Source organism: Sinomicrobium weinanense (assembly GCF_018863395.1).
Classification (GTDB): Bacteria; Bacteroidota; Bacteroidia; order Flavobacteriales; family Flavobacteriaceae; genus Sinomicrobium; species Sinomicrobium weinanense.
Genome location: NZ_JAHKRR010000004.1, coordinates 437182 through 462026, shown reverse-complemented (window position 1 = coordinate 462026; position 24845 = coordinate 437182). Strand labels below are relative to the sequence as shown.

Genomic DNA, 24845 nt, shown 5'->3' with positions numbered 1-24845 from the left:
CCTCCGCAAATTGAAGCCAGCCCATGCGTCTCCACGAGATATTCCCTTATTAGAATGATCCGGTGATCACCCGGTAAAATACAGCATAATCGCGGTGATAATAACCACAATAAGCCCTGAAGTTACAATATCTACCCAGGAATAACTGTTTTTCACGTCTGCTTTCTGCTCATCCGTAAGGGTTCCCAGAGCCAGCCCTTCCACCTGTTTGGCCGAAGGCTTTGCCGAAGAAAGGCTTACGCCCACCAGTATACAGAGCGATATTACAAATATGATAATAGCGAAGTGAGAGAATGGTATGGCTATGATGTCTCCGAGTATTCCAGAAAATTCACGGCCGGGATTAAAGGTTACCATGGTATCCAGAACAAGCCGGAAAAGTCCGATACCGAAACCGATATACAAGGTGGCCATAGCTCCTTTTGCGTTGATCCTTTTGGAGAGTATTCCCAGCAGGAATACTGCGGTAATGGGTGGCGCTATATACGATTGTACGGATTGCAGATAGTCATACAGGGTGCCGGGAGCATTCTTCATAACAGGTATCCATGCAAACCCGAGGACAACGATCACTGCGGTAGCTATTTTACCAATGCGAAGCAGCCTCGTTTCGCTTTCCGCCGGTCTTAACTTCTTATAAATATCGATAGTGAACAGGGTTGAGCACGAATTGAATACGGAAGCCAGGGAACTCATTAAAGCAGCCAGCAGGCCGGCAGCCACAAGCCCTCTTATTCCGGCCGGGAGCAGGGTTTTTACCATGGTCGGCAAAACCTCGTTGGCATCGTTGTACTGAAGTACTCCCTGTTTACTCAGGGCGAAAGCCACCATTCCGGGAACCAGAAAGAGGAAAACAGGGAGTATCTTTAAAAAACCACCCCAGATTGCCCCCCTCCGGCCCTCCTTGACGTTCCGGGCCGTCAATACCCGTTGCACGATGTACTGGTCGGTACACCAATACCATATCCCCACTATGGCACCACCAAACACCATCCCGGTCCACGGATATTTCGGATCATCTGCCGGGCGCCACATATTGAAGTGCGAGCTGCCCACAATATCTTTAAGCCCGGACCACCCCCCTATGGCTTCGTGGTCCAGCCCGATATAAGTCACTGCCAGGGCTCCTCCTATCAGAATAAAGGTTTGCAGGGCCTCGGTGTAAACCACGGCGCGCATTCCTCCCACAACAGTATATATCCCTGTAATGACCAGGGTAAGAATAGCCCCCGTCCAGAAATCCATGCCGAGCAGGGACTGGAAAACGATCCCTCCGGCGTAGATGGAAACGGAGACCTTGGTCAATATGTATCCGATGAGGGAGAGTATGGACAGGAACCACCGGGCTTTGGGACTGTATCTGCGTTCCAGGAATTCCGGCATGGTAAACACGCCACTCCGGGCGTAAAATGGCAGGAACACCCATCCGAGAAGCAATACGATCCATGCATGAAGCTCGTAATGTGCCAGGGGCATTCCACTATCGGCACCCGCTCCTGCCAATCCTACAAGATGCTCCGAACCTATGTTCGATGCAAAAATAGACGCCCCGACAACAAACCAGCCTACATTCCGGCCCGCCAGAAAGTAATCCTGGGTGTCCTTTTGCTTTTTACTCATTACCCAGGCGGCAATGCCGAGGAGAAGGACAAAGTACAATCCTATGACTATCCAGTCCAGTTGTTCCATAATCTGTGTTTTTGGTTAGTTATTCCGATACTTCAGGTAGTGAAGACCAGGAATGTATCAACTTAAATATATTGGTTGATCAGGTTTTCAAAGAATTCCTGTCTGCCGCTGGTTAATTTTATGTCCTGATGCCCTTCTGCATATTTGTACAGGTCTTCGAGTGATGACTTCCCTTCGGCAAATGCCTTTCCTTCTCCGGAATCGAAAGAGCTGTAACGTTCTTTGCGCAACGCCAGGTAGTCGGAATCTTCCAGAATATGCTGAGCGGTAACCAACGCACGTGCAAAAGCGTCCATACCCCCGATATGTGCATAGAAAATATCTTCGAGATCGGTGGAATTTCGCCTGGTCTTGGCATCGAAATTAACGCCCCCTCCCTGGAACCCGCCGGCCTGAAGGATCACAAGCATGGCCTGGGTCAGTTCAAATACGTCTACGGGGAACTGATCGGTATCCCAACCGTTCTGGTAATCGCCTCTGTTGGCGTCAATGCTCCCCAGCAGGTCGTTGTCTGCCGCTACCTGTAATTCGTGCTCGAAAGTATGTTGTGCCAGCGTAGCATGGTTGACTTCGATGTTCAGTTTAAAGTCGTCCAGGAGATCGTATTTGGTGAGGAAGCCCAGTACGGTAGCCGCATCGAAATCGTACTGGTGCTTGGTGGGCTCCATGGGTTTGGGTTCGATAAAGAAAGTGCCCTTAAACCCTTGTTTTCTTGCATAGTCCCTGGCCATGTGCAGAAAATTGGCAAAGTGGTCCTGTTCGCGTTTCATATCGGTATTCAGGAGAGACATATATCCTTCCCTTCCTCCCCAGAACACATAATTCTCCCCGCCGAGCTTTATGGTAACGTCCAGCGCATTCTTTACCTGTGCCGCGGCCTGTGCCAGTATATTAAAGTCGGGATTGGTCACGGCGCCGTTCATATATTTCGGGTGACTGAAGCAGTTGGCCGTCCCCCAGAGCAGCTTTACACCGGATGCCTTTTGTTTTTTGAGGGCATAGTCCGATATCAACTGTAACCTTTTTTCAGATTCTGCCAGGGTGTTTCCTTCGTCGATCAGGTCGAAATCGTGAAAGCAATAGTAGGGTGTTCCCAGTTTGGTCATAAATTCAAAGGCAGCATCCATTTTATCCCGGGCCTGTTGTTCTGCATCCCTGCTGGTCAGCCAGGGGAACGTCTTGGTAGGTATTCCAAAGGGATCGCCGCCTGTTCCGGTAAAAGTATGCCAGTAGGCCACGGCAAACTTAAAGTGTTCTTTCATGGTCTTGCTTCCCACCACTTTATTTTCGTCATAATACTTAAATGCCAGCGGATTCCGGGACGACGGGCCTTCGAATTTTATTTTTCCTATTCCTTTGAAATACTCTTTTTCTCCTAATGTGATCATTGTGTTTATTGTTTATTAGTTCCCAGTCTTATTTGGGGTTATACTCTTAAATTTTATCGGGGCCTGAAAATACCCCCCCTCTCACTCCGGACTTCTGACCTCCGGCTTCTGACACTATTTATTTCTGTGTTTTTACCAGTTCTTCCTTCCAGGAGGCATAAGCATCCTGATAAGCCTTTTTCTCTTCCAGAGGGGTATATGTAGTGATATATTCGTCCCCGGAAAAAGTACTTCCAAAGATCTCGAAATCACCGTAGCTGTAACCGGCGGCACGTGCAGCGCCTACCGCTCCGGTAGTGTTTACAACAGCGATCTCCCTGCCTGTGAGTGTGGCTATGGTACGGGAAAAGAGTTCGGACCGGAAAAGGTTGTCCCCTCCGGCCTTGATGGTGGTCAGTTCCACTCCGTCATTTTCCAGGATTCCTATACCATACACAAAAGAAAAGGCTATACTTTCCAGGGCGGCACGATACAGATGTTCTTCCCGGTGAATGTTGAAATTGAGGTTAAATATCCCGGCTCCCATGTTCTTATTGCCCAACATCCTTTCTGCGCCATTGCCGAAAGGCAATATACAAAGTCCGGATGCACCTACGGGAACAGTCGCTGCCATCCGGTTCATTTCATCATAGGAAAGCTCCCCTCCACCCACCTGTTCTTTCATCCAGCGATACAGTATTCCGGCGCCGTTGATATTTAACAGCTTGCCGATACGCGGTGCTCCGGGCTTATGGTTGACGTGGGCAAAATTATTGATCCGTGCCCCTTCTGTGGTACTGGTAACATTGCTCACAGCATAGACCACTCCCGAAGTTCCCCCGGTAGCCGCAATTTCCCCGGGACCAAACACATTCAGGGACAAGGCATTGTTGGGCTGGTCTCCCGCCCTGTAAAGCAAGGGCGTTCCTTTTTTTAATCCCAGTTCTTCCGCAGCTTCCGCGGTGAGTGCTCCCTGTTCGGAAAAGGCAGGTACGATATCGGGAAGCAAGGAAGTATCTATCCCGGCTTCTTCCAGCAACCAGACCGCGGGCTTATCGTCCTTAAAGTCCCAGATGATACCTTCGGACAGTCCCGATGGGGTGGTGGTGCATTTCCCGGTAAGTTTCAGTGCTATATAATCTCCGGGGAGCAGGAATTTATATACTTTTTCATAGATTTCCGGTTCGTTGTCTTTTACCCATTTCAGTTTGGACAGCGTAAAATTCCCCGGGATATTGAGCAGCCGTTCCAGGCATTTATCCTCTCCTGTTTTCTGCAAAAGTCCGGCACCTGCTTCCACGGCCCTGCTGTCGCACCATATTATGGAATCGCGGAGCACCCTGTGTTCGCTATCTACCAGGACCAGCCCGTGCATTTGATAGGATATTCCTATTCCCTTTATTTTCTTCGGATCGGTATGGGTCTGTTTCACCAGTTTTGCTGTGGCCCTGCACAGGTTATCCCACCACATCTCCGGATCCTGCTCGGCCCAGCCCGGTTTCAGGGAAGTTATGGGCATTTCCTTTTCGGGCTGTTGCGTTATTCCGAGTACTTTGCCGCTCCCGGCCTCGACAAGGGAAACTTTTACAGATGAACTCCCTACATCATATCCTATCCAGTACATGTTTTTATGACTTCTGTTTATCGTATTATTAAAGAAACTGTTTTTGAGTTTTCAAAAGAGACTATCTTATAGTACAAAAAACTATAAGATATGGTAAAAATAACTATATCTTTTGATCCAACAAATTTTACAGCATAAAATAACAACTGCAACCGGTTGCGAATCAAAAATACATTTTCCCGGAAAATTAATTAAAAAAAAATCATTTTGATTAAGTTCTGATGGATTTTAAGGCCATAGCCCCTGTTATGTTCTTTGATTATTGAGTTATTAAGGCAACACCGGTAAACTCAATAACCGAATAACTGAACCAAAAAAATACACTTGTCTTTTCACCGGATCCCCCTTTAATTACTGTACGGGCTTTAAACTCCCCTCTTTCTGCTGCTCTTCGTTAAAAGTTACGGGTAATTCCGTATATTTGACCGTCTTAACTTTTCTCCTTCTCTGCAAATCCCACCCAGGTACCGGTTGACACCACAGCTAATAATGACAAAGATGAAAGCAAAAAAGGAAATCACCATATACGACATTGCCAAAAAGCTCAAATATTCCCCTTCTACCATTTCACGTGCCCTGAACGATCATACAAGCATCAGTAAAAAAACGATCAGGGCCATAAAGAAAACGGCCAAGGAAATGGGGTATCATCCCAATTCGCTTGCCGCGAGCCTGAGGAACAATCGCAGCAAGACCCTTGGCATTATGATATCGCGTATCAACCGGCCGTTTATCTCTTCCCTGATAAGCGGTATTGAGGAACATGCAAGGAAGTCGGGCTACAATGTTATCATCAGCCAGTCTAACGACAAATACGAGAACGAGGTGGTCAATGCACAGACACTTTATAACAGCAGGATCAGCGGCCTTATCGTATCCCTGTCCATGGAAACCCGGAAGGTGGACCACCTGAAGCAGTTTATGGACCAGGGGATTCCCATTGTGTTTGTGGACCGCGTCCCCGACGAGTTGAATATACACAAGGTGATCATCGATAATTATGCAGCCGGGTACAAGGCCACCCAACACCTTATTGAGCAGGGGTGCAGTCGCATAGCCCACTTTGCCGGGGCGCAGCACCGCAACGTATATCGCGAACGGAAAAAGGGCTATATTGATGCTCTTAAAGATTATAACATCCCGGTAGACAACGACCTCATTATCCGTTTCAAAAGCCTGAGTTTCGAAGAAGGCGAAAAGGCCACCCGTAAATTACTGGACCTTCCCGGGCCACCGGACGGTATTTTCTCTGCCAACGATACCACAGCTGTAAGTGCTATTCTCCATGCCAAAAAACGGGGGGTGAAGATCCCCGAAGAACTCGCCGTCATCGGTTTTAATGACGACCCGATAGCATCTATTGTGGAACCCGGGCTGTCAACTATTACCCACCCTGCTATAAAAATGGGACAGATCTGTGCACAGCGCATCCTGCAACATGCCAGGGAAGATCAGGACCATGCCGTTTCTGAAATTACCGTGCTCCCCACCGAACTGCTTATACGGGATTCCTCGAACAGGAAGGGGATATAGCCCGGAATTAGCGGATTGACAGGAGATAGAAAAGATGGAATGGGATTGAAGAAAGGAAATGGAGAGACTGGGAGAATTGGAGTATACTGGCTGAAATTGTTGCTCGGGAACCGGGAAGTTGAGACGATACCCTGTGACTTTAAACCCTGAAAGCGTGCTTTCCCCTTGTTGTATCCTTATACAAAAACAGTTAAATTGTTAGGATCAGGGCATTAGTCCAAAAACATGCAACCGATTGCATAAAATATTTTGAAAATGGACTTTTTTTCGCTTATTTTACATTCCTTATCCCCTTCGGATACCGGACTACAACCTGTTGTTCAAATTATTTAGTCCGGAACCAGGTGGATATTTATTGAACCTAAAAAATCATTAAAACATGAGTAAAACGGCTATCGTTACCGGGGGAAACTCGGGGTTGGGCTATGCCACGGCAAAAAAATTATGCGACAACGGGATCAGGACATATATCATAGGAAGGAACCAGGAAAAAACCGAGGATGCCTGCAATGAGATCGGGGGCCTGGCCGTACCGGTGATCTTCGACCTCAATAACCTGGAAGGTATTCCTTCGCTTATCGAGGGAATTGCCAAAGAGTCTCCCATAGATATCCTGGTCAACAATGCCGGGATTAATATGAAAAAGGAATTCCTGGAGGTTACTGACGAGGAATTCCAGTCTATTATTCACACTAATGTATTCAGCGTATTTGCTGTGAGCCGGGAAGTGGTGAAGGTCATGAAAGCACACGGTGGCGGCAGTATCGTCAATATCAGTTCCATGACTTCGCAATACGGGATCCCCAAGGTGATCGCCTACTCTGCCAGCAAAACCGCCATAGAGGGCATGACCCGGGCCATGGCTGTTGAACTGGCCCAATACGGTGTCCGGGTAAACTGTGTAGCACCCGGCTTTATAAAAACCAAAATGTCCTCTAAAGCACTGGACAACGACCCTGAACGCAAAAACAAAGTACTCGGACGGACACCGATGGGTAAACTCGGAGAGCCCGCAGATATTGCCGATGCAGTCTTTTATTACGCTACTTCGGAATCCAAATTTACCACAGGGACCATACTTCCGGTAGATGGAGGGAACAGTATCGGGTTTTAGGGGTGTACTTATTAATGGGATAAAAATTAAAAAAGGAGGCTCCCCCCTTGAGGGGGGATACAGGGGAGTGTTAGTGGGCAAGATAAAAACACTTAAAATGAAACCTTAAACTTTAAACAATAAACCACACCATGATACGAATGCAACAAACCATGCGCTGGTACGGGCCGCATGACGGGGTAAGCCTGGAAGAAATTAAACAGGCGGGAGTGAGCGGTGTCGTTACGGCATTGCATGAGGTTCCCGTGGGAGACGTATGGACTGTCGAAGCCATTAGGGAACGACAGGCTTTGATACACGAGCCCGGGCTGGAATGGACGGTCATAGAGAGCCTTCCTGTTCATGAAGATATCAAACGAAAGAGCGGTAATTATAAGGCTTATATAGAAAATTACCGGAAAAGCCTGGAAAACATTGCCGCCTGTGGACTTAAGGTTGTTACCTACAACTTTATGCCTGTGCTCGACTGGGTACGGACCAATACCATGTTTATCAACGCCGACGGTACCAAAACACTGCGGTTTGAAAAGGATGCCTTTATATATTTCGACCTCTTCCTGCTTCAAAGGCCCGGTGCAGAGAACGATTATTCGGAAGACGAAAAAGAAAGTGCAGCAGCATACGGAAAGCAGTTGTCCGAAGAAGAAAAACAATCGCTCTTCCATACGGTATTACTGGGCCTACCGGGCAGCAAAGAAAATTTTACCCCGGAAAAGGTCCTTAACCTGTTGAAAGATTACGAAGGTATAGACGATACCAAACTCAGGGAAAACCTCTGTTTTTTCCTCAACGAAGTAGCCCCCTTAGCGGAAGAACTGGGACTTAAACTTGCCATCCATCCGGACGACCCTCCCTTTTCTGTACTCGGTTTGCCGCGTATCGTCTGTTCCGAAAAGGACATTGATACTATTTTAAAAGCTGTTCCCGTCAATGCCAACGGATTGTGTTACTGCACGGGTTCCCTCGGTGCCAACCCGGACAATGACCTGGTGAGCATTCTGGAAAAACATGGAGACCGTATACATTTTCTCCACCTGAGAAGCGTGGCCAAAGAACGAAATGGCATCTTTAAAGAAGCTGAACACCTGGGAGGGGATGCTCCGATGGAAGCCATCGTCCATAACATACTTCAATTAATGAACAAAAGGAATATATCGCTCCCTATGCGGCCGGATCACGGTGCACTTTTTACCCTTGAAAAAGAAAGGGAACACTTCTCCGGGTACTCACTGATAGGCCGCTTGAAAGGACTGGCAGAGATCCGTGGGCTGGAACAGGGAATGATATATGCGATGAACCACAAACTCTAATACGTTGCGAACATAAATAGAGACGCACAGCTTGCCCCGGCGTTCCGGGGGGGCGTGCGTCTCTATCCGTATATCTTTATTGATTGACCGGTCTTTAAGCACGATCAAACAGATCCCGGACACCGCGGTTGATCTTGTCTCCTCCTATTCTATTATGACATTTATAGTTTTTATGGTCCCGTCGGGATCATGCTCCAGCTTTGTCATTTTTACATTCCTGAGATGTGTTTGCCCGGACAACTCGGTATCGTGGTAAAACAGGTACCACTGCCCCTTAATTTCAACAATGGAATGGTGATTGGTCCATCCCTGCACCGGGTTCAGTATATTACCCTGATATACAAAGGGACCATAAGGGCTCTCCCCGATGGCATAAGCAATAAAGTGCGTATCTCCCGTGGAATAGGAAAAATAATATTTTCTGTTATATTTATGTACCCATGCCGCTTCAAAAAACCGTCTTTCGTGGTCTCCCGCCAAGATGGGGTTACCTTCGCCGTCCACGATTTCTATTTCCCTGAGTTCTTCTTCAAATTGCAGCATGTCATCGCTTAACCTGGCCACCCTGGGGCTTATGGCGGGTTCGTCATCGGCAGGTTCGTTGTCGTAAGGTGTCTTTGCGGTATTGTCATACGTTCCGGTCCTCCAGTTCTGTAACTGTCCTCCCCATATCCCCCCTACATACATATAATATTCACCATCGTCGTCCCTGAATACGGCCGGGTCAATGCTCAGGCTTCCTTTTATGGGTTCTTTCTCGGCTCTGAACGGCCCTTCCGGCGAATCGGAAACAGCCACACCGATCCTGAAGATCCCTTCCTTGTCCTTGGCCGGGAAATAAAGGTAACAGATACCGTCCTTACAGGCCGCATCCGGTGCCCATAACTGCCTTTCGGCCCAGGGCACATTGTCCACACTTAGTGCTATACCGTGATCGGTAATCTCTCCTCCAACGGAATCCATGGAAAGCACGTGATAATCGCGCATGTCGAAATGGCCGCCGAAATCGTCTTCTTCCGTACCGGTATCGATATCGTGCGACGGATAGATATATATCCTGTCTTCAAAGACATGGGCCGAGGGGTCTGCAGTATAGATGTGTTCTACCAAGGGCTTGTTCAGGAACTTCGACCCTTTTTCCTGTTTTTCTTCCTGTACCGTTGTCTGCCGGTCTTGTTTTCCTTTATTTCCCCGGCCACAGGAAATCGTTACCAATCCGGCGAGAGCTATGATGGCTGTTCTTATAAAACTGTATTTTTTCATGGTTCTTTTTTTGATATGGTTTCGTTTTTATTGGTTGCTGCTTTTTTATATACGCTTTCTTCAGGTCCCAGGTAGCTGGGTTTAAGCCCTCCCATATCGATAACGATCTTCTGCAATACAATACCGGGGTCCAGCATACGTATTCTGAGGCGATGTGCCCCGGGGGAGTCGACCCGGTGTACACTTACCTGTTCGTTGATGTTGTCAGCTACCCGCCTTTCCCATAACTTTTTGTCTTCTCCTTTGTGCATATACACCGTTTCCGGAGCTTTATCGTCGATGGAAACGGCAAGGCGTTTGCCTTCGGGTGTATTTTCATAGTTCAGTGTTGGGGATATGAACATATGTACTTTTATTTCTCCACGATAGTCCAGGTATATTTTATATTCGAGATAGTGTTCTTCCTTTTGCAGGGCATCCCTATTTGCGGTTACAGGGAACAGGCTTACGGCCGACCCGGTACGGCCGAGGCCGGGGAGCACCCTGTAAACTGTTCCCGTCAATTCTTTTTTACCCGTAAAATGAGGGGCTTCTATGGCTATATAACCGTTTTGCGCTACAAAACCTTCTGCTTCCTCTCCGGCGGAAGGGCGAACCTGGGCATATACTGTAACCTCATCCTTTCCGGAACGTATGGTTACAGGTACTTCCGTAGCCTTATCGGGCGCCCGCTCCCAATCGACATCGATCCATATTCTTTTTTCTTCCCCGATGCTCCCGCCGGTGTCGGATACAACCAGCCACGGAACGGAGGTCTCTATTTCGTAATCGAGATCGTCCCTGCCACGGTTGAATATCTCTATATATCTACGGCCTGTCTGATAAGGGCTTATTTGGGGAAGCACGGGCTTCTCCCCCGAATGGGGCCACCATGCGGCCGAACCTTCGACAGCCACTCCCAGCGATGCTTTCTTCGGCACTTTTATTTCCCTTACTTCGGGCATGGTTTGTTCTTCGGGTTGCTGCCAGTAGGTATAGCCGATATGGGTCTGGCTCATCATATGGTTCCATTTTCCGTCGGCCAGGCTGTCGTGATAATAGGCCGTGAGATCGGCATCTCTTTTATAGAGTGCTCTGACCTTTTCTGCCAGTTTATTGGTCCCTGTTCTGCCCTGGGTGGCATAGAGGCGGTTTTTGGCCGCAGTCACGTAAAGTTCATTGAGATTGGCACAGGCCTTTACCGGAAAAGATACGAGTTGATAAAAGGCGTCGTGATATTCGGCCGGCAACTTTGCATAAATGGCATCGGCCCGTTCTTCCAGTTTGTTGTAGTCTTTCACTACCCTTTCCGCTTCCCTGTAATGGTGAATGCTATAGGTATCTGCATCGAGCAGTTCCGGTTTTCGCCTGCTGTTATACCTGGTATAAAGAGACAATATATCTGCTATTTTCCCGGCATTTTCGGAGCCAAACTGTTCTTTGCTCCAGTTCACTGTGTATTCCCGGACCCTTTCGGCCGGCCATTTGTCGGGTGACCAGGCGTAATCGAGAAAAAAGGAAACGGGCAGTTCCATAGGCTTGATGTCCCCTACATTCACCACCCATATCCGGTCTACGCCGTGACGGTAGGTCAGGTGCATCTGTTCCCATATCCTGGGGAGGGGATTGGTATTGAGCCACTTGTAGTTCCTGGGGCCTCCTACATAATCGAAATGGTAGTACATCCCGTAACCGCCTTTCCGGGGTTTGCCAAAAGGTTCGGGCAGTTTTCTTACGTTGCCCCAGTTATCATCGCACAAGAGCAGTGTTACATCGTCCGGTACCCGCATGCCCTTATCGTAATATTCCTGTACTTCCTTGTAGAGTGTCCAGACCTGCGGGGTTTCTCCTACCGGTTTTCCGGTGGTTTCCCGGATAATCCTGCGCTGGTCCCTGATAATCTTCTCCAGCAGGGCAATATTACTTTCTTCACTCATGGGTTCGTCCCCGTCCCCCCTCATTCCGAGGGTAACAATGCTTTCATTGTTTCCCATCCTTTCGATACCTTTTTTCCAGAAATCCTGTAATTCTTCCCTGTTGGCCTCGTAATTCCATGCACCCTCGCCATATCTGCTCCATTCGTCATGCGCGCGCATCAGGGGTTCGTGGTGTGAGGTGCTGATCACCACACCGTATTCATCGGCCAGGACGGCATTTCGGGGATCGTCGTCATAAAAGGCCCGGCCCCACATGGCAGGCCACAGGAAATTTCCCTTGAGCCGGAGAATGAGCTCGAATACCTTTTCATAGAAGCGGTGATTGAACCCGCCGAATTTTTCACGGATCCACCCGGACAGTGCAGGTGCTTCGTCGTTGATAAAGATACCGCGGTATTTTACGGCCGGGGTACCCGAACTGTACCTGCCTTTTGACACATATAGTTCCGCTTTCCGTTTAACCGGAACATCGGCCCACCAATACCATGGCGACACGCCGATCTGTCCTGAAAGATCGTAAATGCCGAAAATGGTACCGCGTTTATCGCTGCCTGCAATGACCAGGGCCTGTTCTACCCCTTCGAAGGGGTGGTCTATGACCTTGGTGACAGAGGTTTCCCATTTTCCGGCCAGGTCGTTGACACACAACTTACCTTCACGAACGAGTTTGTCTATAAGCGGGTTTTTGCCCAATGTCCCTGCGATGACCACAAAAGCGGGCAGATTGGTCTCTCCCCGTTTTATCTCCGGTCGTTTTCCGGTAACCCGGCCTACGTCTTCCCGGAGATCCCCGGCAGCTCTAACCACTCCGGCATATTCCCCTTCTCCCAGGTAAACAGGTGCGGCTTTGCGGGCTACCAGGGGAAAACTGTCCGCTCCCTTTTCCCCGGACACGTAAGATTGGGCATATCCTGTTCCTGTCATTGCAATTCCGGCAAGGGCACAAAGCCCGAAAGCCGAGATAGATCTTACGAAAGTCTTCCAGTAATGGTTGATCTCAACGGATTTACGATTCATAACGGATATTTTTTTTGAACAAGAAAATAATGACTGTCCACATCCCTTACCAGGGAAAATAAATGTTCTTCTCATATTACGGTATATCATTCTGACATTTAATATATTATTTTCATAAGAGTGAATTCCCCCTTCATTCTCCATGATTGGAGAACAAGCCTTCGAAGGGGGAATTACTGAAAATATCTTTACTGGTTCGATTCTTCATTTGTTTTTTTACCCCGTGTGGACCTGTCAGTTTTTCCCGATCCTGAACGGCGATGCGGGCAGGCCTTCCTTATTATAGAGATTGGGATTATCCGGGTTGTCGGCCCAGGCATAGCGAACGTATTTCGGATCGGGGACCTCTTCGCTCCAGACGACCACCCTGTTCCCTTCAATTCTGGCATTCGCCCAGACAAACTTTTTATCTTCCCCGGCAATTGCGAATTCGCTTAATTTCCCTCCGTCGTTTGTGATCAATCCACTACCTGTATGAGAGAACGAGATGACAATCTTATTTCCTTCGATCTTATGACTCTCATACAGGGGGCCTGAATAAACAATATCATCACCATAGGCTATCTTTCGGACAGCAAGGGCCATTCGTTCTCCCACATCCTTTTTATTGTCGGGATGAATATCATTCCATTCCCCCAGATCGATATTTACCGTCATCGCCGTATGGGGCACCTCCAGGGCTTTTAGTTGTGCTTCCCTCAGCTCCGCCCAATTGCTCTCCGAGGGCAGATAACTCACATCCATAAAATTGGGGAGCTGGCCATAAATAAAGGGCATATCGGGGGCCCTGAACTGATGCCGCCAGTCCCTTATCAAGGCCGATAGCAGATCTAAGTAATTCTCGGGATGACCGGCATTGCTTTCGCCCTGGTACCACAATACCCCTTTTACGGGATATTTTACAAAAGGGGCTATCATGGCATTGTATAAGGCCGTGGGTTCATTCTGAACATTGATCTTCCCGCTCCCGGATAAACGAGAGGGCACAAATACTTCTCCCACCTTGTATTGCCAGTACCCCTTGAGGTCAACGGTATCCCTGTCCGTAAACAGGTAATACGGCTTATCGGGTACAAACCCGCCTTTTCCGCGGTTATTGGTAACCTGTATCACAAAAACGTTCTCGCCAGCTTTTAACAGGCCCGGGGGTACGGTATATCTTCGCTGCGGGTACTGGTAGGCAGTATGCCCCACTGTTTTGCCATTGATATATACTTTATCGGCATCTACAATTCTTCCGAGAAATAATCCCGCCTCCTTACCGGCCATTGCAGGGGGGATATCGATCTCCCTGCGATACCATACCACTCCGTCCAGCGCTTTGGCCCCCTGATCTTCCCAGTAACCCGGAATATTGATCCTACGCCAGTTTTCAGGGACATAATCAACGGAAAACCAGGGTCGGGGACCTGTCAATCCTTTATCCCTTGTCTTTTTATCCGTCCGGACCCCATCATTGGAATCACGTTTTCTTAAGTCATTGATATAAGCAGTGTCTTTATTCTTTTCAATCGTCTTTAAAATTTCGGGAAATTCCCTGAACCCTTCCTCACTGATCCACGCTTCGACAGGGGTTCCGCCCACACTTGCATTGATCAGCCCGACGGGCACCCGATATTTCTTATAGATCCTGCGGGCAAAAAAATACGCAACGGCAGAAAAGGAGCGTACATCCCCGGGCACGGCTGCTTTCCAGGACCCGCCGCCCAGGTCTTTGGCCGGACCTTCGAGACTGGTCCGGGCAGGGATCTTGAAATGCCGTATTTCCGGGTAATCGGCAGTGGCAATCTCATCTGCATAGGTAACATCGTGGATGTCCATCTGGTGTACCATGTTCGATTGTCCCGAGCAAACCCATACATCTCCGATCCATATATCCCTGAGCCGTATGTCGTTCTGCCCCGAAATTTTCATGGTATATGGCCCTCCAGCCTTCATTTCGGGAAGTTTCAGGCTCCAGTTCCCTGCGGGAGTCGCGATTGTTTTGTATTGCTTCCCGTTAAAAGTCACCCTTACCTGTTCTCCTGCCGAGGCCCATCCCCAGATAACGATCCGGGAATTTCTCTGCAGGATCATGCCGTCACTGATGATCCTGGGAAGCCTGACCCGGGCTGTGCCCGATGTGACGGAGAGCATCAATACAATGCATGTCAATATGATCTGAATGTTTTTCACCATAATTTATTTTAAATAAAACACGTCTGAAGCATCAATCGCCTACTGTTCAGAAACCGGTTTGTTTCAGTGCAGGGCCTATTATTCATATCCCGGGTTCTGATAAGTTTCCGTATTGCCCTCCATGGCATCCAGCTGGCTCTGCGGAATGGGACGCAAATAATGATAGGGTTCAATGTTGCGCGTTACCGTTTGCGGTGTATGGTCTCCGTAATTGCTTCCGCCGATCTCGTAGGTGCCGGCGAGTTCTTCCCATTTTTGCGTACGTACCAGATCGTACCAGCGATAGCCTTCGCCATAATATTCGCGCGAACGTTCGGCCAGGATATAATTGATATCTATGGCAGATGGTGTGGCAGCGATCATATCTGCACTGTGATCTTCTATTTTCTCTTCATTTCCGTTGTTGTCCCAGCGCCACATGCCGGCCCTTGCGCGGATCACATTGATAAGATCGCGCGCGCTCCGTGTTCCGGATGCACCTTTTACGGCCGCCTCGGCTGCGATAAAGTACAGTTCTGAGAACTTGGCAATATTAAACGGCCGGGTACTCCCGGCATTCGGTTCTCCCAATCCGTTTCCATTATCGGTACGGTACGGCCCCAGTTTCCAGAGGCCGGGATATACGATCCTGCTGATACCACCGGGGGCGATCACAAAATCGGATCTTCCGGGTAATACGCCGGCCCCGATATTACTGTTGCCTTCGGACCCCGGGTAGTCAATAGCCTCTGAGGATTCTTCGTTCAGGAAAGTGAGTATGGCATCACCCGGATTGACCTCCATAAAATTTGCGTTATACAAAGAACCGCTGATCCCGGCCTTATCCCAGTTACCGTGGTAAACGGTGGTAAAGGTCCCATCATATCGGGAATCGCTGGTCTTGTCTGCGAAAGTATTTGTAATGGCACCGATGGTGGGGCACATACGTGTCCACGGACGCCCCAGGTGTTGTTCTGCCTCCCGCTGGACGGAATTTACGGGTTCCCATGACGTACCGGACGAGCTACTCGTAATCGTCGTATAGTTCCATGTCATCATCCACCCGGCAAAATTGTCCGGGGCACTGCCACTGCCGTAGGTAAGGCTGCCTCCATTATAGAATTCGCTGGTCTCGGTATGGTCGGCGTACAGCAGTATCTCTTTATTGCGGTCGTTCGGGGCCCAGTTTACATCATAAAAGTTTTCCTCCAAACCAAAGGGCCCGGGATTGTTAATAGCTTCGATGGCTACATCATATGCCTGTTGAAAATACCACTGGGCATCGTGTCCGTCGGGATCGGTGCGGCCGGTTTCGGGATAGGTGGGAATGTTATTCGGGTTTTGCAGCCACCATCCATAGGTCAGGTAGGCTTTGGCCAGATAAAGGCGTGCAAGTGTTTTGGTCGCCCCGCCGGTTACACGGCCGGCATCCGGCAGATCATTGACCGCAGTCAGCAGATCCGGAAATACGGCCCTGGTATAAACCTCCGGTACGGTATTTCGCCCGGACATTCTCACGGGATTGGTGTTGAACGCCAGTTCTCCCGTACCCAGATCCAAAGGCACACCGCCGAATGTCTGCACAAGCATAAAATAGTCGAATGCACGAAAGAACCTGGCTTCAGCGACCACATCGTCCGAAATTCCCACTTCGGCTGCATTTTCAATGACACCGCTTGCCGTGTTAATGTTAGAGAATGCAGTTCCCCACAATACATCGGCACGGCTGCTGGTGGAAGTGATCTCTCCCTGGCCGCTGATATCCATAACCCGAAAGTTCTGATCTGCACTCTGGGCATAGGTCACCTCATCGGTACCTGTAAGGCAGGTATTGTAGTAATAGGCCTCGCCATATATATAACGTAGGTGTGCATACATGGAGGTTACTCCTCCGTAAATTCCCGTTTCGGTCTGGAAAAAGCCCGGTTCGTAAATACTGCGCGGCTCTTCGTCCAGAATATCAGAGCACGATGTCTGGAACAGTGCCATTAAGGCTATTCCTGTAAATGCTTTTATATATATCCTTTTCATCATTATCTTTTTTAGAAGGTTAGATTAATCCCTACCATATAATTACGCGTTGCCGGCGCATTCGTTCCTATGGTCAGTAAACGGCTTGGATAGGTCCCTGTTACCGCTGCATTTTCGTCGGCATATGAATTTGTTTCGGGGTCCAGGCCGGTTTTTCTGTGGTAAGGCGAAAACATCACAAAGGGATTCTGTATGGAGGTGTATAGCCTCAGCCTGCTTATCCCGGCTTTTTCCATCCAGCTTTTCCCGTCAAAGTTATAGCCAAGTGTCATAGTACGTATCTTCAGGTAGGAAGCATCAAAGTACCCCAGGGTGCTGCCGTATTTGGGATTGTCCCCGCTGGCTACACCGCCCGGTTTCGGGTACCTAGCATCGGTATTTTCCGGGGTCCAGTAATCCACTTTTACATTGTTCCTCCGCCCGCTCAGCATATTGAGATAACCGGAAGACGAATGCAGGGTACTGATCAGGACACCTCCGCTTTTAAAAGCCCCGACCAGGCTCAAATCGAATCCTTTATAGGCTACACGGGTGTTGAACCCTCCCTGAAAATCGGGTTGCAGGTCCATGATCTGCCGGTCTTCGGGGCCGATCGCTCTTGCGGGTGTACCGTCCTCATTGTAATCACCGGTGTATTTCACCTTGATCATGCCTACATTTCCACCGGGTTCCAGGATATCCAGGTAAGGGTCGTCTTCCTGCCAAAGCCCCGTGTATTCGTAATCGTAGATCACATTAATGGGATGACCCACAAACCACCAGTTCCCTTCGTCCCTTTCCTGCCCGGAGGAAAGGGCCACCAGCTCGTTGCGATTGCCGTATATGTTAAGCCCGGCTTCCCACGTCCAGTCTTCTGTATCCACGATAAGCCCGTTAAGTGACAGTTCCAGTCCCTTGTTCCGGGTCTCCCCGATATTGGCTGTATAACTGCCTACACCCGTAGTGGGGGGCAGGTTTACGCCAAGGAGGATATCTTTGGTATCGGTCACATAGTATTCCAGGCTACCGGACAGGCGGTTGTTCCACAAAGAAAAATCCAGCCCGTAGTTCCAGGTCTCCGAGTACTCCCATCCCAGACCGGAATTGGGAAGCTCTGACACATAATACCCGGTGGCGTAGTTATCATTGCCAAAATTGTAGGGCCGGGTGCCCAAACGTCCGAGTGTTGCATAAGGGCTAATGGCCTGGTTGGAGGTCTGGCCATAGCCTACACGTAGTTTTAATGTATTCACAAGGGAAATCTTGTCCATAAACGACTCATTTCCGATATTCCACCCGGCGGATACGGCGGGATATGTATGCCATTTATGTCCCTTCGCCAGTCTTGAAGAACCATCTGACCGCACGGTGGCTGACAGCATATAGCGGTTGTCATAGGAATACATGACACGTCCCATCCAGGACATCAACCCCGAAAGTTCATAGATCTGGTCGTCCGGATCTATGGTAATTTCACCGTTTGCATGTCCCAGGTTATAGAACCGGAACTGGTCGGAAGGGATGTCCCTGGCTGCCATACGCGAACGGGTGTACTTGGTCTGTTCGGCAGAATATAGGGCCGTTATATTTACATTGTGCTTTTCGGCAAATGTACGGTCGTAAGTAAGCAGGTTCTCCACGATCCAGTGATAGGTATGCGAATTACTTACCGAAGCTGTGGAAAGGGTCTCGGGATTGGCACTGTTTATCCCCCGGCCGGTATAGGCGCCCTCATTGCTCTGGCGATAGTCCAGGCCGAGATTGACCCGGTATTTCAATCCTTCCACTCCGGGGATCCTCACTTCACCGTATATGGCATTGTATGTTGCAAAACTTCGGGTTTCATTTAACCACCGGTCATCCAGCCTTCCGAGTATATTCCTTGAATATACCCACGCCTCATCCAGCGGCATGTTCACGGTTCTTTTCCATGTACCGTCCTCGTTATACGGGTCGGCAAGGGGCGACATGCTCAGGATACCGTACAGTCCTACCTGGGAACCTTCCGTAATGTTGTAATTCGTGTTTGAATTCAATCCGATGCGAAAATGCCTGCCGATCTCCTGATCGATAGCGGCACGCAGCGAAATACGGTTGTATTGCTGTGTAGGGATCACGCCTTCGTCGCGGTAATACCCCAGGCCGAAATTGTAGCTACCTTTTTCACTTCCCCCCGTAACACTAACATCGTGACTCGTCACTATACCGGTTCTGTACATCAGGTCCTGCCAGTCGGTATCAACATTCTCAGATTCATCGGCTCCGTTGGTGAACTGACCGGCTGCCTGGCGAAGGGCAATAAAATCCGGACCGTTCATCATCGGGTAGCGTGCAAAAATACTTCTCGTGCCAAAATAACCGTTGTAGCTTATTTTGGCCTCCTGTCCCTTATACCCCCGTTTGGTGGTGACCAGGATAACACCATTGGCGCCGCGAGAGCCGTAAATGGCTGTTGCCGAGGCGTCCTTCAGGATATCGATACTCTTGATATCTTCGGGATTGATATCGCCGATAGACCCCGTAAAAGGGATCCCGTTGAGTACCACCAACGGATCGTTGCTGGCCGTGAGCGATCGTGTACCGCGAATGCGTATCTGCATCGTGGTCCCCGGTTGGGACGATGTTTGCGATATGTCTACCCCGGGCATACGCCCCTGCAGGGCCTGCGAGATATTGGGCGATGCCACTTCCCTCATTTCATCCCCGCTCACCGAGACCACCGAACCTGTCACGGCCTCTTTCCGCTGGGTACCGTAACCCACTACAACCACTTCTTCCAGTTGTTTGGTATCGGTTACCAGGGTAGCATTGATAACGGTCTGGCTGTTCACCTCAATTTCCAGAGGCTGGTATCCTACATAAGTAAACCGCAACGTGGCATTGGCCGGCACATCATCCAGGGTATAGTTTCCGTCAAAATCGGTTGCAGCACCGGTGGCTGTGCCCTTTACCACAACACTCACTCCGGGCAGCGATCCCTGATCGTCAGAAACTGTCCCCGAAATGTTAATGGTCTGTGCCCAGGCCTCAAAGGCAAAGGCCAGTACCAACAGCGTTAAAAAGCCCTTCCGGCTTCTTAATACGTAAGTACAATTTGATTGATTGGTCATTTCGTAAAGTTTTAATTTAAACTGGGTTGATTTAGTCGTATGTCGACCAAGAGTTGAGATGAGCCTGTTCTTAGAAAATCAAAATGAACTCATTCTCAAGGATCTTATCTGTTCAAAGCTCCTGCGCAGGAGAGCCCGTTTTAACACTCTTTTACTTATAGTCAAAAAGAATATATGCTGTAAATATACACAAATATTCCAATGACGCAATCGGTTGCGTTATGCTTTTTTTGTTAAAAAAGAGATGATTACAAAATATATGGCGTCTTATCTTTCCAGTAACGCAAATAAAACCTGATTTTTACAACAATATACTATCAGGAATAATTAACAGTGTATAGATAAGACGACCGATCATTTCACAAAGGATATTTCAAACAAAAAAAGCGGTTTCAAAAGAAACCGCTTCACCTTATCTCATATCGTTATCGTGTAGTTTATATCCCTCCTATGGCCTGTTTTACCCTTTCGAACTCCGTGTTAATATCTTCCACGATCCGGGAAACAGGTTTTATATCGTGAATAAGCCCCGATATCTGGCCGATCTCCAGTTCGCCTTCTTCCAGGTTTCCTTCAAACATACCTTTTTTGGCCCTGCCCCTTCCGAGAAGTTGTTTCAGTTCTTCTGCGGTGGGGCCTTTTTTGTAAAGCTCCTGCACTTCGCCGTAAAATTTGTTTTTCAGCATTCTTACGGGAGCGAGTTCTTTTAGCGTTAGGTGGGTATCTCCTTCCCTGGCCTCCACTACTTTCTGTTTGAAATCCGAATGGGACGATGCTTCTTCACTGGCCACAAAACGACTGCCTATCTGAACACCGTCCGCCCCCAGGACCATGGCGGCAAGCATTCCCCTGCCGGTAGCAATTCCGCCTGCGGCGATCAGCGGAATGGAGATCTGTTCCCTGACCATTGGAATAAGCGTAAAGGTCGTAGTCTCTTCCCTGCCGTTATGCCCTCCGGCCTCAAAGCCTTCGGCCACTACGGCATCCACCCCGGCCTCCTGCGCTTTCAGGGCAAACTTAACACTGCTGACCACATGCACCACGGTAATTCCGTGTTCTTTCAGGAACGACGTCCATGTTTTCGGGTTCCCGGCGGAGGTAAAGACAATTTTCACTCCTTCCTCCACAATGATCTCCATGATCTTTTCTATATCGGGATACAGCATGGGCACATTGACGCCAAAAGGTTTATCTGTTGCCTTCTGGCATTTCCGGATATGCTCGCGCAACACTTCGGGATACATGGATCCCGCTCCTATAAGCCCGAGTATGCCGGAATTGCTCGAAGCGGAAGCCAGTTTCCATCCGCTGGCCCAGATCATTCCGGCTTGTACAATAGGATATTTTATCTGGAACAGTTCGGTGACCCTGTTTTGCATATGTGTATCGGGATTATACGCTGTTAAAGAATTTTTTTGAAAATAATTTTGGTTTAGCGTGGAAACAATATATTGCAGAGGCGCACGGCCGTGCGCCTCTACGTGTTTTTATTATGATATGACGCCGGAACCTATCAGTTCGTCCTCTACATACCAGGCGACAAACTGGCCTTCGGTAATGGCGCTTTGCGGGTTTTCGAAATCCACGTACATTCCTCCATCTACCTGGTAGAGGGTTGCTTTCTGCAGGGGTTGCCTGTATCTTATCCTGGCCATGACCTCCATCGTTCCGTCCACAGGCAGTGCGAGGTCTTGCCGCACCCAGTGCAGCTCGTCATCAGCCACGAAAAGCGTCCGCCGGAACAGTCCGGGATGCTCCTTGCCCTGGCCGGTATAGATCACATTTTCTTCTACATCGGTATCGATGACGAACAGGGGTTCCGGGGTTCCCCCGACATTTAGCCCCTTGCGCTGGCCTTTGGTAAAATAATGGGCGCCCAGGTGTTTGCCCACCACCTTGCCATCGGTCACAGCATAGCTGATCTTTTGGGCATGGTAAGCCAGCTCTTCTTCCCTGTTCTTAAATTGCGGAGCTTCTTTGTTATAATTTTCATTGCTAACGGGCACCTCAACAATAACGCCTTCTTTCGGTTTCAGCTTCTGTTGCAGAAACTCGGGAAGGCGTACCTTGCCAACAAAGCAAAGTCCCTGTGAATCTTTTTTCCCGGCAGTGACCAACTCTTCCCTTGCGGCTATTTCCCTCACCTCGGGTTTGGTCAGTTCTCCAATGGGAAACAATGTCTTGCTCAGTTGTTCCTGCGAAAGCTGGCAAAGGAAGTAGGACTGATCCTTATTGTTATCCCTACCCGCCAGCAGGCGGTAGATATCTTTTTCGTTTTCGGATATCACCTCTTTCCGGCAATAATGTCCCGTAGCCACATAGTCCGCTCCCAGGCTAAGGGCGATCTTGAGGAATACATCGAACTTTATTTCCCGGTTGCAAAGCACATCGGGATTCGGTGTACGCCCTCTTTCATATTCGCCGAACATATAGTCTACAATGCGCTCCTTGTATTCGGCACTCAGGTCTACGGTCTGGAAAGGGATACCCAGCTTTTCGGCCACCATCATGGCATCGTTGCTGTCTTCCACCCATTCGCATTCCCTGGAAATGGTCACGGAATCGTCGTGCCAGTTTTTCATAAAAAGGCCTATCACCTCATATCCCTGTTCTTTTAACAGGTAAGCGGCAACACTGGAATCTACTCCTCCCGATAAACCTACGACTACTCGTTTCATTTGTTTACTCCTTTCTCTCTATTACAGAGCTCTTTATTTTTCATTGCAAAATTACAAAAAACAAAGAGACGCAGTAACCACTGCGCCTCTTCCTTTAAAAGTCAAAAATTATATGCTGTTTCTTACCGCTTTCCTTTTGTCTTTTGCTGCGCCTGCGCCTCTTCCATCATCTCCTGCATCTTTCGCTGGAAACGGTTCATTTTCTTGGGCTTTTTCTTCTTCTCTTCTATCTTGGCATGTATCTTCTCCTCATCTATGATAAAATGCTTAATGGCAAGCATGATAAATATGGTAATGAGGTTGGAAATAAAGTAATACAAACTCAGTCCACTGGCATAGTTGTTAAAGAAGATCAGCATAAACAGGGGCGACAGGTACATGATGAATTTCATGTTTGGCATGCCCGGCTGTTGCTGCATCTGCATGTTCTGCCCCGTGGTCATCATCATATATATGAGTATGGCGATGGATGCTAGTATGGGGAACAGGCTCACATGATCTCCGTAGAACGGGATCTTGAACGGGAGTTCTGCTATGGTATCGTAAGACGACAGGTCATCTGCCCACAGGAAACTCTTCTGCCTCAGGGCAAAAGCCGTGGGGAAGAACATGAACAGGGCATAGAAAATAGGCAGCTGCAACAGGGCGGGGATACATCCGCTGAGCGGGCTTACACCGGCCTTGTTATAGATCTTCATGGTCTCCTGCTGCTTTTTCATGGCGTCGTCCTTGTACTTTTCATTGACTTCGGTAATTTCAGGGCGAAGCACTTTCATCTTGGCCTGTGAGAGGTAGGACTTATAGGTTACAGGCGACAGGAGTAACCGCACCAGGATGGTCATTACAATAATAGCCATTCCATAGGGCAGGAACGAGCTGAGGAAACTGTACAAGGGTGTAAAAACGTGCTTGTTGATCCAGCCGAATATCCCCCATCCGAAAGGAATGGAGTCGTCCAGGCCCAATCCTTCGTATTTGCTCAGTATTTTTACATCGGTAGGCCCGAAAAACCAGGACAGGTTCTGATTGATCTCTCCCCCGGCAAGTTCCAGGTCGGTTGAGGCACCATAGGCCTTGGTCCATTTGGCCTCTTTGCTTTCTTCTTCTACAAGGTTCTTTGAGGACAGGTCTACTTTTTCAAAGGGCTTGTCCGCTACGAGTATGGAACTGAAAAAGTGCTGTCTGTAAGATATCCAGGTTACGTTCTCTTCGGTATCATCATCGTCACTTCCCGGGCTCAGCTTGGATATCTTGTCTCCATTCCTATACTGATAGGTAAGCCTGGTATACCTGTTCTCGTAAGTAATGCTTTTGGAGTGGCGCATTCCTTTCAGTTTCCAGTCCATATGAACAGGTTGTGAGCTGTTCAACACCCCGTTAAGCCCCTGGGAGCGAACGGTAAAATCTATCATATAATCGCCGGGCTTCAGCTCGTAGCGATATTCCAAAAACTCGCTGGGCGATACTTTCAGTTTCATGGAAAGGGCTTTCCCGTCACCGGACAGGGAAGGTTCGAAATACAGGTCCTGCGTATTCAGTGTCCTGTTATCGGAAGTAGCGAAAGAGAGGTTAAAAGATGCATTGCCGTCTTTCACCAGGTATACAGGCACGGAATCATACGTATGAAACCCTTTGAGTTTAGCTTCTGTGATCTGTCCGCCTTTATTGTTTATTTTAAGGTAGAGCACATCATTTTCCAGCACGGTCACTCCGTCTTTGGCCGACGGCAGTGTGGCCGAATATCCAAAAGCCCCGAGAGCCTTTGTATAATTGGCACGTGCTGTGGAATCTGTGAAGTTCTCCGTTTCTTTTTCGTAGTCCGCAACTTTATTTTTTTCGGTTTCCTGTTTGGCTTTTTCTACCTGCTCTTCCCGGGCCTTCTTCTCCTGGATCTCTTCTTCCGTAGGGCGGTTATTATACATCACCCAGATTAAAATGGCACCTATCAGAACAAACCCGATAATGGAACTGGTATCCAACTTCTTCTCTTCCATCTAGTCTTTTATAAATTTAATATTACAGGCCACAGGAATACCTCTCCCTGGGCCTACGACACA

At 48.7% G+C, this 24845-nt stretch carries 14 protein-coding genes; 3 read left to right on the top strand and 11 right to left on the bottom strand.

Going from position 1 to position 24845, the window contains the following annotated elements; genetic code table 11:
• Positions 1-66: 66 nt before the first annotated feature.
• The 3 genes from KN811_RS14195 to KN811_RS14185 form a co-directional block, all read right to left on the bottom strand.
• Positions 67-1689, bottom strand: coding sequence for a sodium:solute symporter (locus KN811_RS14195; protein WP_187966540.1), 1623 nt, complete (start codon positions 1687-1689; stop codon positions 67-69).
• Between the two features lie 62 nt (positions 1690-1751).
• Positions 1752-3077, bottom strand: coding sequence for a xylose isomerase (xylA, locus tag KN811_RS14190; RefSeq protein ID WP_187966539.1), 1326 nt, complete (start codon positions 3075-3077; stop codon positions 1752-1754).
• Between the two features lie 118 nt (positions 3078-3195).
• Positions 3196-4680, bottom strand: coding sequence for a xylulokinase (locus KN811_RS14185; RefSeq protein WP_187966538.1), 1485 nt, complete (start codon positions 4678-4680; stop codon positions 3196-3198).
• A gap of 498 nt (positions 4681-5178) precedes the next feature.
• Between KN811_RS14185 and KN811_RS14180 the strand changes: the two genes are divergently transcribed.
• From KN811_RS14180 to uxuA, 3 genes are all read left to right on the top strand, one after another.
• Positions 5179-6213: a LacI family DNA-binding transcriptional regulator gene (locus KN811_RS14180; protein ID WP_187966537.1), complete on the top strand. Its 1035-nt coding sequence runs from the start codon at positions 5179-5181 to the stop codon at positions 6211-6213.
• A gap of 379 nt (positions 6214-6592) precedes the next feature.
• Positions 6593-7327: an SDR family NAD(P)-dependent oxidoreductase gene (locus tag KN811_RS14175; protein WP_187966536.1), complete on the top strand. Its 735-nt coding sequence runs from the start codon at positions 6593-6595 to the stop codon at positions 7325-7327.
• Between the two features lie 131 nt (positions 7328-7458).
• Positions 7459-8637, top strand: a complete 1179-nt coding sequence (gene uxuA, locus KN811_RS14170) for a mannonate dehydratase (protein ID WP_247716502.1) — start codon at positions 7459-7461, stop codon at positions 8635-8637.
• Positions 8638-8781: 144 nt separating this feature from the next.
• Here uxuA and KN811_RS14165 read toward each other — a convergent pair whose 3' ends face one another.
• The 8 genes from KN811_RS14165 to yidC form a co-directional block, all read right to left on the bottom strand.
• Positions 8782-9900 carry a glycoside hydrolase family 43 protein gene (locus tag KN811_RS14165; protein WP_187966535.1) on the bottom strand — a complete coding sequence of 373 codons (1119 nt, stop codon included), beginning with the start codon at positions 9898-9900 and terminating at the stop codon, positions 8782-8784.
• Complete coding sequence (locus KN811_RS14160) at positions 9897-12833, bottom strand: glycosyl hydrolase 115 family protein (protein WP_187966534.1); 2937 nt, start codon at positions 12831-12833, stop codon at positions 9897-9899. Before KN811_RS14160 ends, KN811_RS14165 begins: the two co-directional genes overlap by 4 nt.
• 234 nt (positions 12834-13067) lie before the next feature.
• Entirely contained in the window at positions 13068-15011 is a 1944-nt protein-coding gene (locus KN811_RS14155) for a sialate O-acetylesterase (RefSeq protein ID WP_187966533.1), read from the bottom strand.
• A 78-nt stretch (positions 15012-15089) separates the two neighbouring features.
• Complete coding sequence (locus KN811_RS14150) at positions 15090-17021, bottom strand: RagB/SusD family nutrient uptake outer membrane protein (protein WP_187966532.1); 1932 nt, start codon at positions 17019-17021, stop codon at positions 15090-15092.
• 11 nt (positions 17022-17032) lie between these two features.
• A complete protein-coding gene (locus KN811_RS14145; RefSeq protein WP_187966531.1) occupies positions 17033-20110 on the bottom strand; it encodes a SusC/RagA family TonB-linked outer membrane protein in 3078 nt (1025 codons plus the stop codon).
• 437 nt (positions 20111-20547) lie between these two features.
• Positions 20548-21489, bottom strand: a complete 942-nt coding sequence (locus KN811_RS14140) for an NAD(P)H-dependent flavin oxidoreductase (RefSeq protein WP_187966530.1) — start codon at positions 21487-21489, stop codon at positions 20548-20550.
• 111 nt (positions 21490-21600) lie between these two features.
• Complete coding sequence (gene mnmA / locus KN811_RS14135; RefSeq protein WP_187966529.1) at positions 21601-22788, bottom strand: tRNA 2-thiouridine(34) synthase MnmA; 1188 nt, start codon at positions 22786-22788, stop codon at positions 21601-21603.
• A 122-nt stretch (positions 22789-22910) separates the two neighbouring features.
• Positions 22911-24782 carry a membrane protein insertase YidC gene (yidC, locus tag KN811_RS14130; RefSeq protein WP_187966528.1) on the bottom strand — a complete coding sequence of 624 codons (1872 nt, stop codon included), beginning with the start codon at positions 24780-24782 and terminating at the stop codon, positions 22911-22913.
• Positions 24783-24845: the final 63 nt, after the last annotated feature.

Bases quoted from the DNA above. Each gene is read 5' to 3' on its own strand.
- KN811_RS14140 (WP_187966530.1), bottom strand. From the start codon at position 21,489: ATGCAAAACAGGGTCACCGAACTGTTCCAGATAAAATATCCTATTGTA.
- KN811_RS14160 (WP_187966534.1), bottom strand. From the start codon at position 12,833: ATGAATCGTAAATCCGTTGAGATCAACCATTACTGGAAGACTTTCGTA.
- KN811_RS14185 (WP_187966538.1), bottom strand. From the start codon at position 4,680: ATGTACTGGATAGGATATGATGTAGGGAGTTCATCTGTAAAAGTTTCC.
- uxuA (WP_247716502.1), top strand. From the start codon at position 7,459: ATGATACGAATGCAACAAACCATGCGCTGGTACGGGCCGCATGACGGG.
- KN811_RS14145 (WP_187966531.1), bottom strand. From the start codon at position 20,110: ATGACCAATCAATCAAATTGTACTTACGTATTAAGAAGCCGGAAGGGC.
- KN811_RS14165 (WP_187966535.1), bottom strand. From the start codon at position 9,900: ATGAAAAAATACAGTTTTATAAGAACAGCCATCATAGCTCTCGCCGGA.
- KN811_RS14175 (WP_187966536.1), top strand. From the start codon at position 6,593: ATGAGTAAAACGGCTATCGTTACCGGGGGAAACTCGGGGTTGGGCTAT.
- xylA (WP_187966539.1), bottom strand. From the start codon at position 3,077: ATGATCACATTAGGAGAAAAAGAGTATTTCAAAGGAATAGGAAAAATA.
- KN811_RS14180 (WP_187966537.1), top strand. From the start codon at position 5,179: ATGAAAGCAAAAAAGGAAATCACCATATACGACATTGCCAAAAAGCTC.
- mnmA (WP_187966529.1), bottom strand. From the start codon at position 22,788: ATGAAACGAGTAGTCGTAGGTTTATCGGGAGGAGTAGATTCCAGTGTT.
- KN811_RS14155 (WP_187966533.1), bottom strand. From the start codon at position 15,011: ATGGTGAAAAACATTCAGATCATATTGACATGCATTGTATTGATGCTC.
- KN811_RS14195 (WP_187966540.1), bottom strand. From the start codon at position 1,689: ATGGAACAACTGGACTGGATAGTCATAGGATTGTACTTTGTCCTTCTC.
- yidC (WP_187966528.1), bottom strand. From the start codon at position 24,782: ATGGAAGAGAAGAAGTTGGATACCAGTTCCATTATCGGGTTTGTTCTG.
- KN811_RS14150 (WP_187966532.1), bottom strand. From the start codon at position 17,021: ATGAAAAGGATATATATAAAAGCATTTACAGGAATAGCCTTAATGGCA.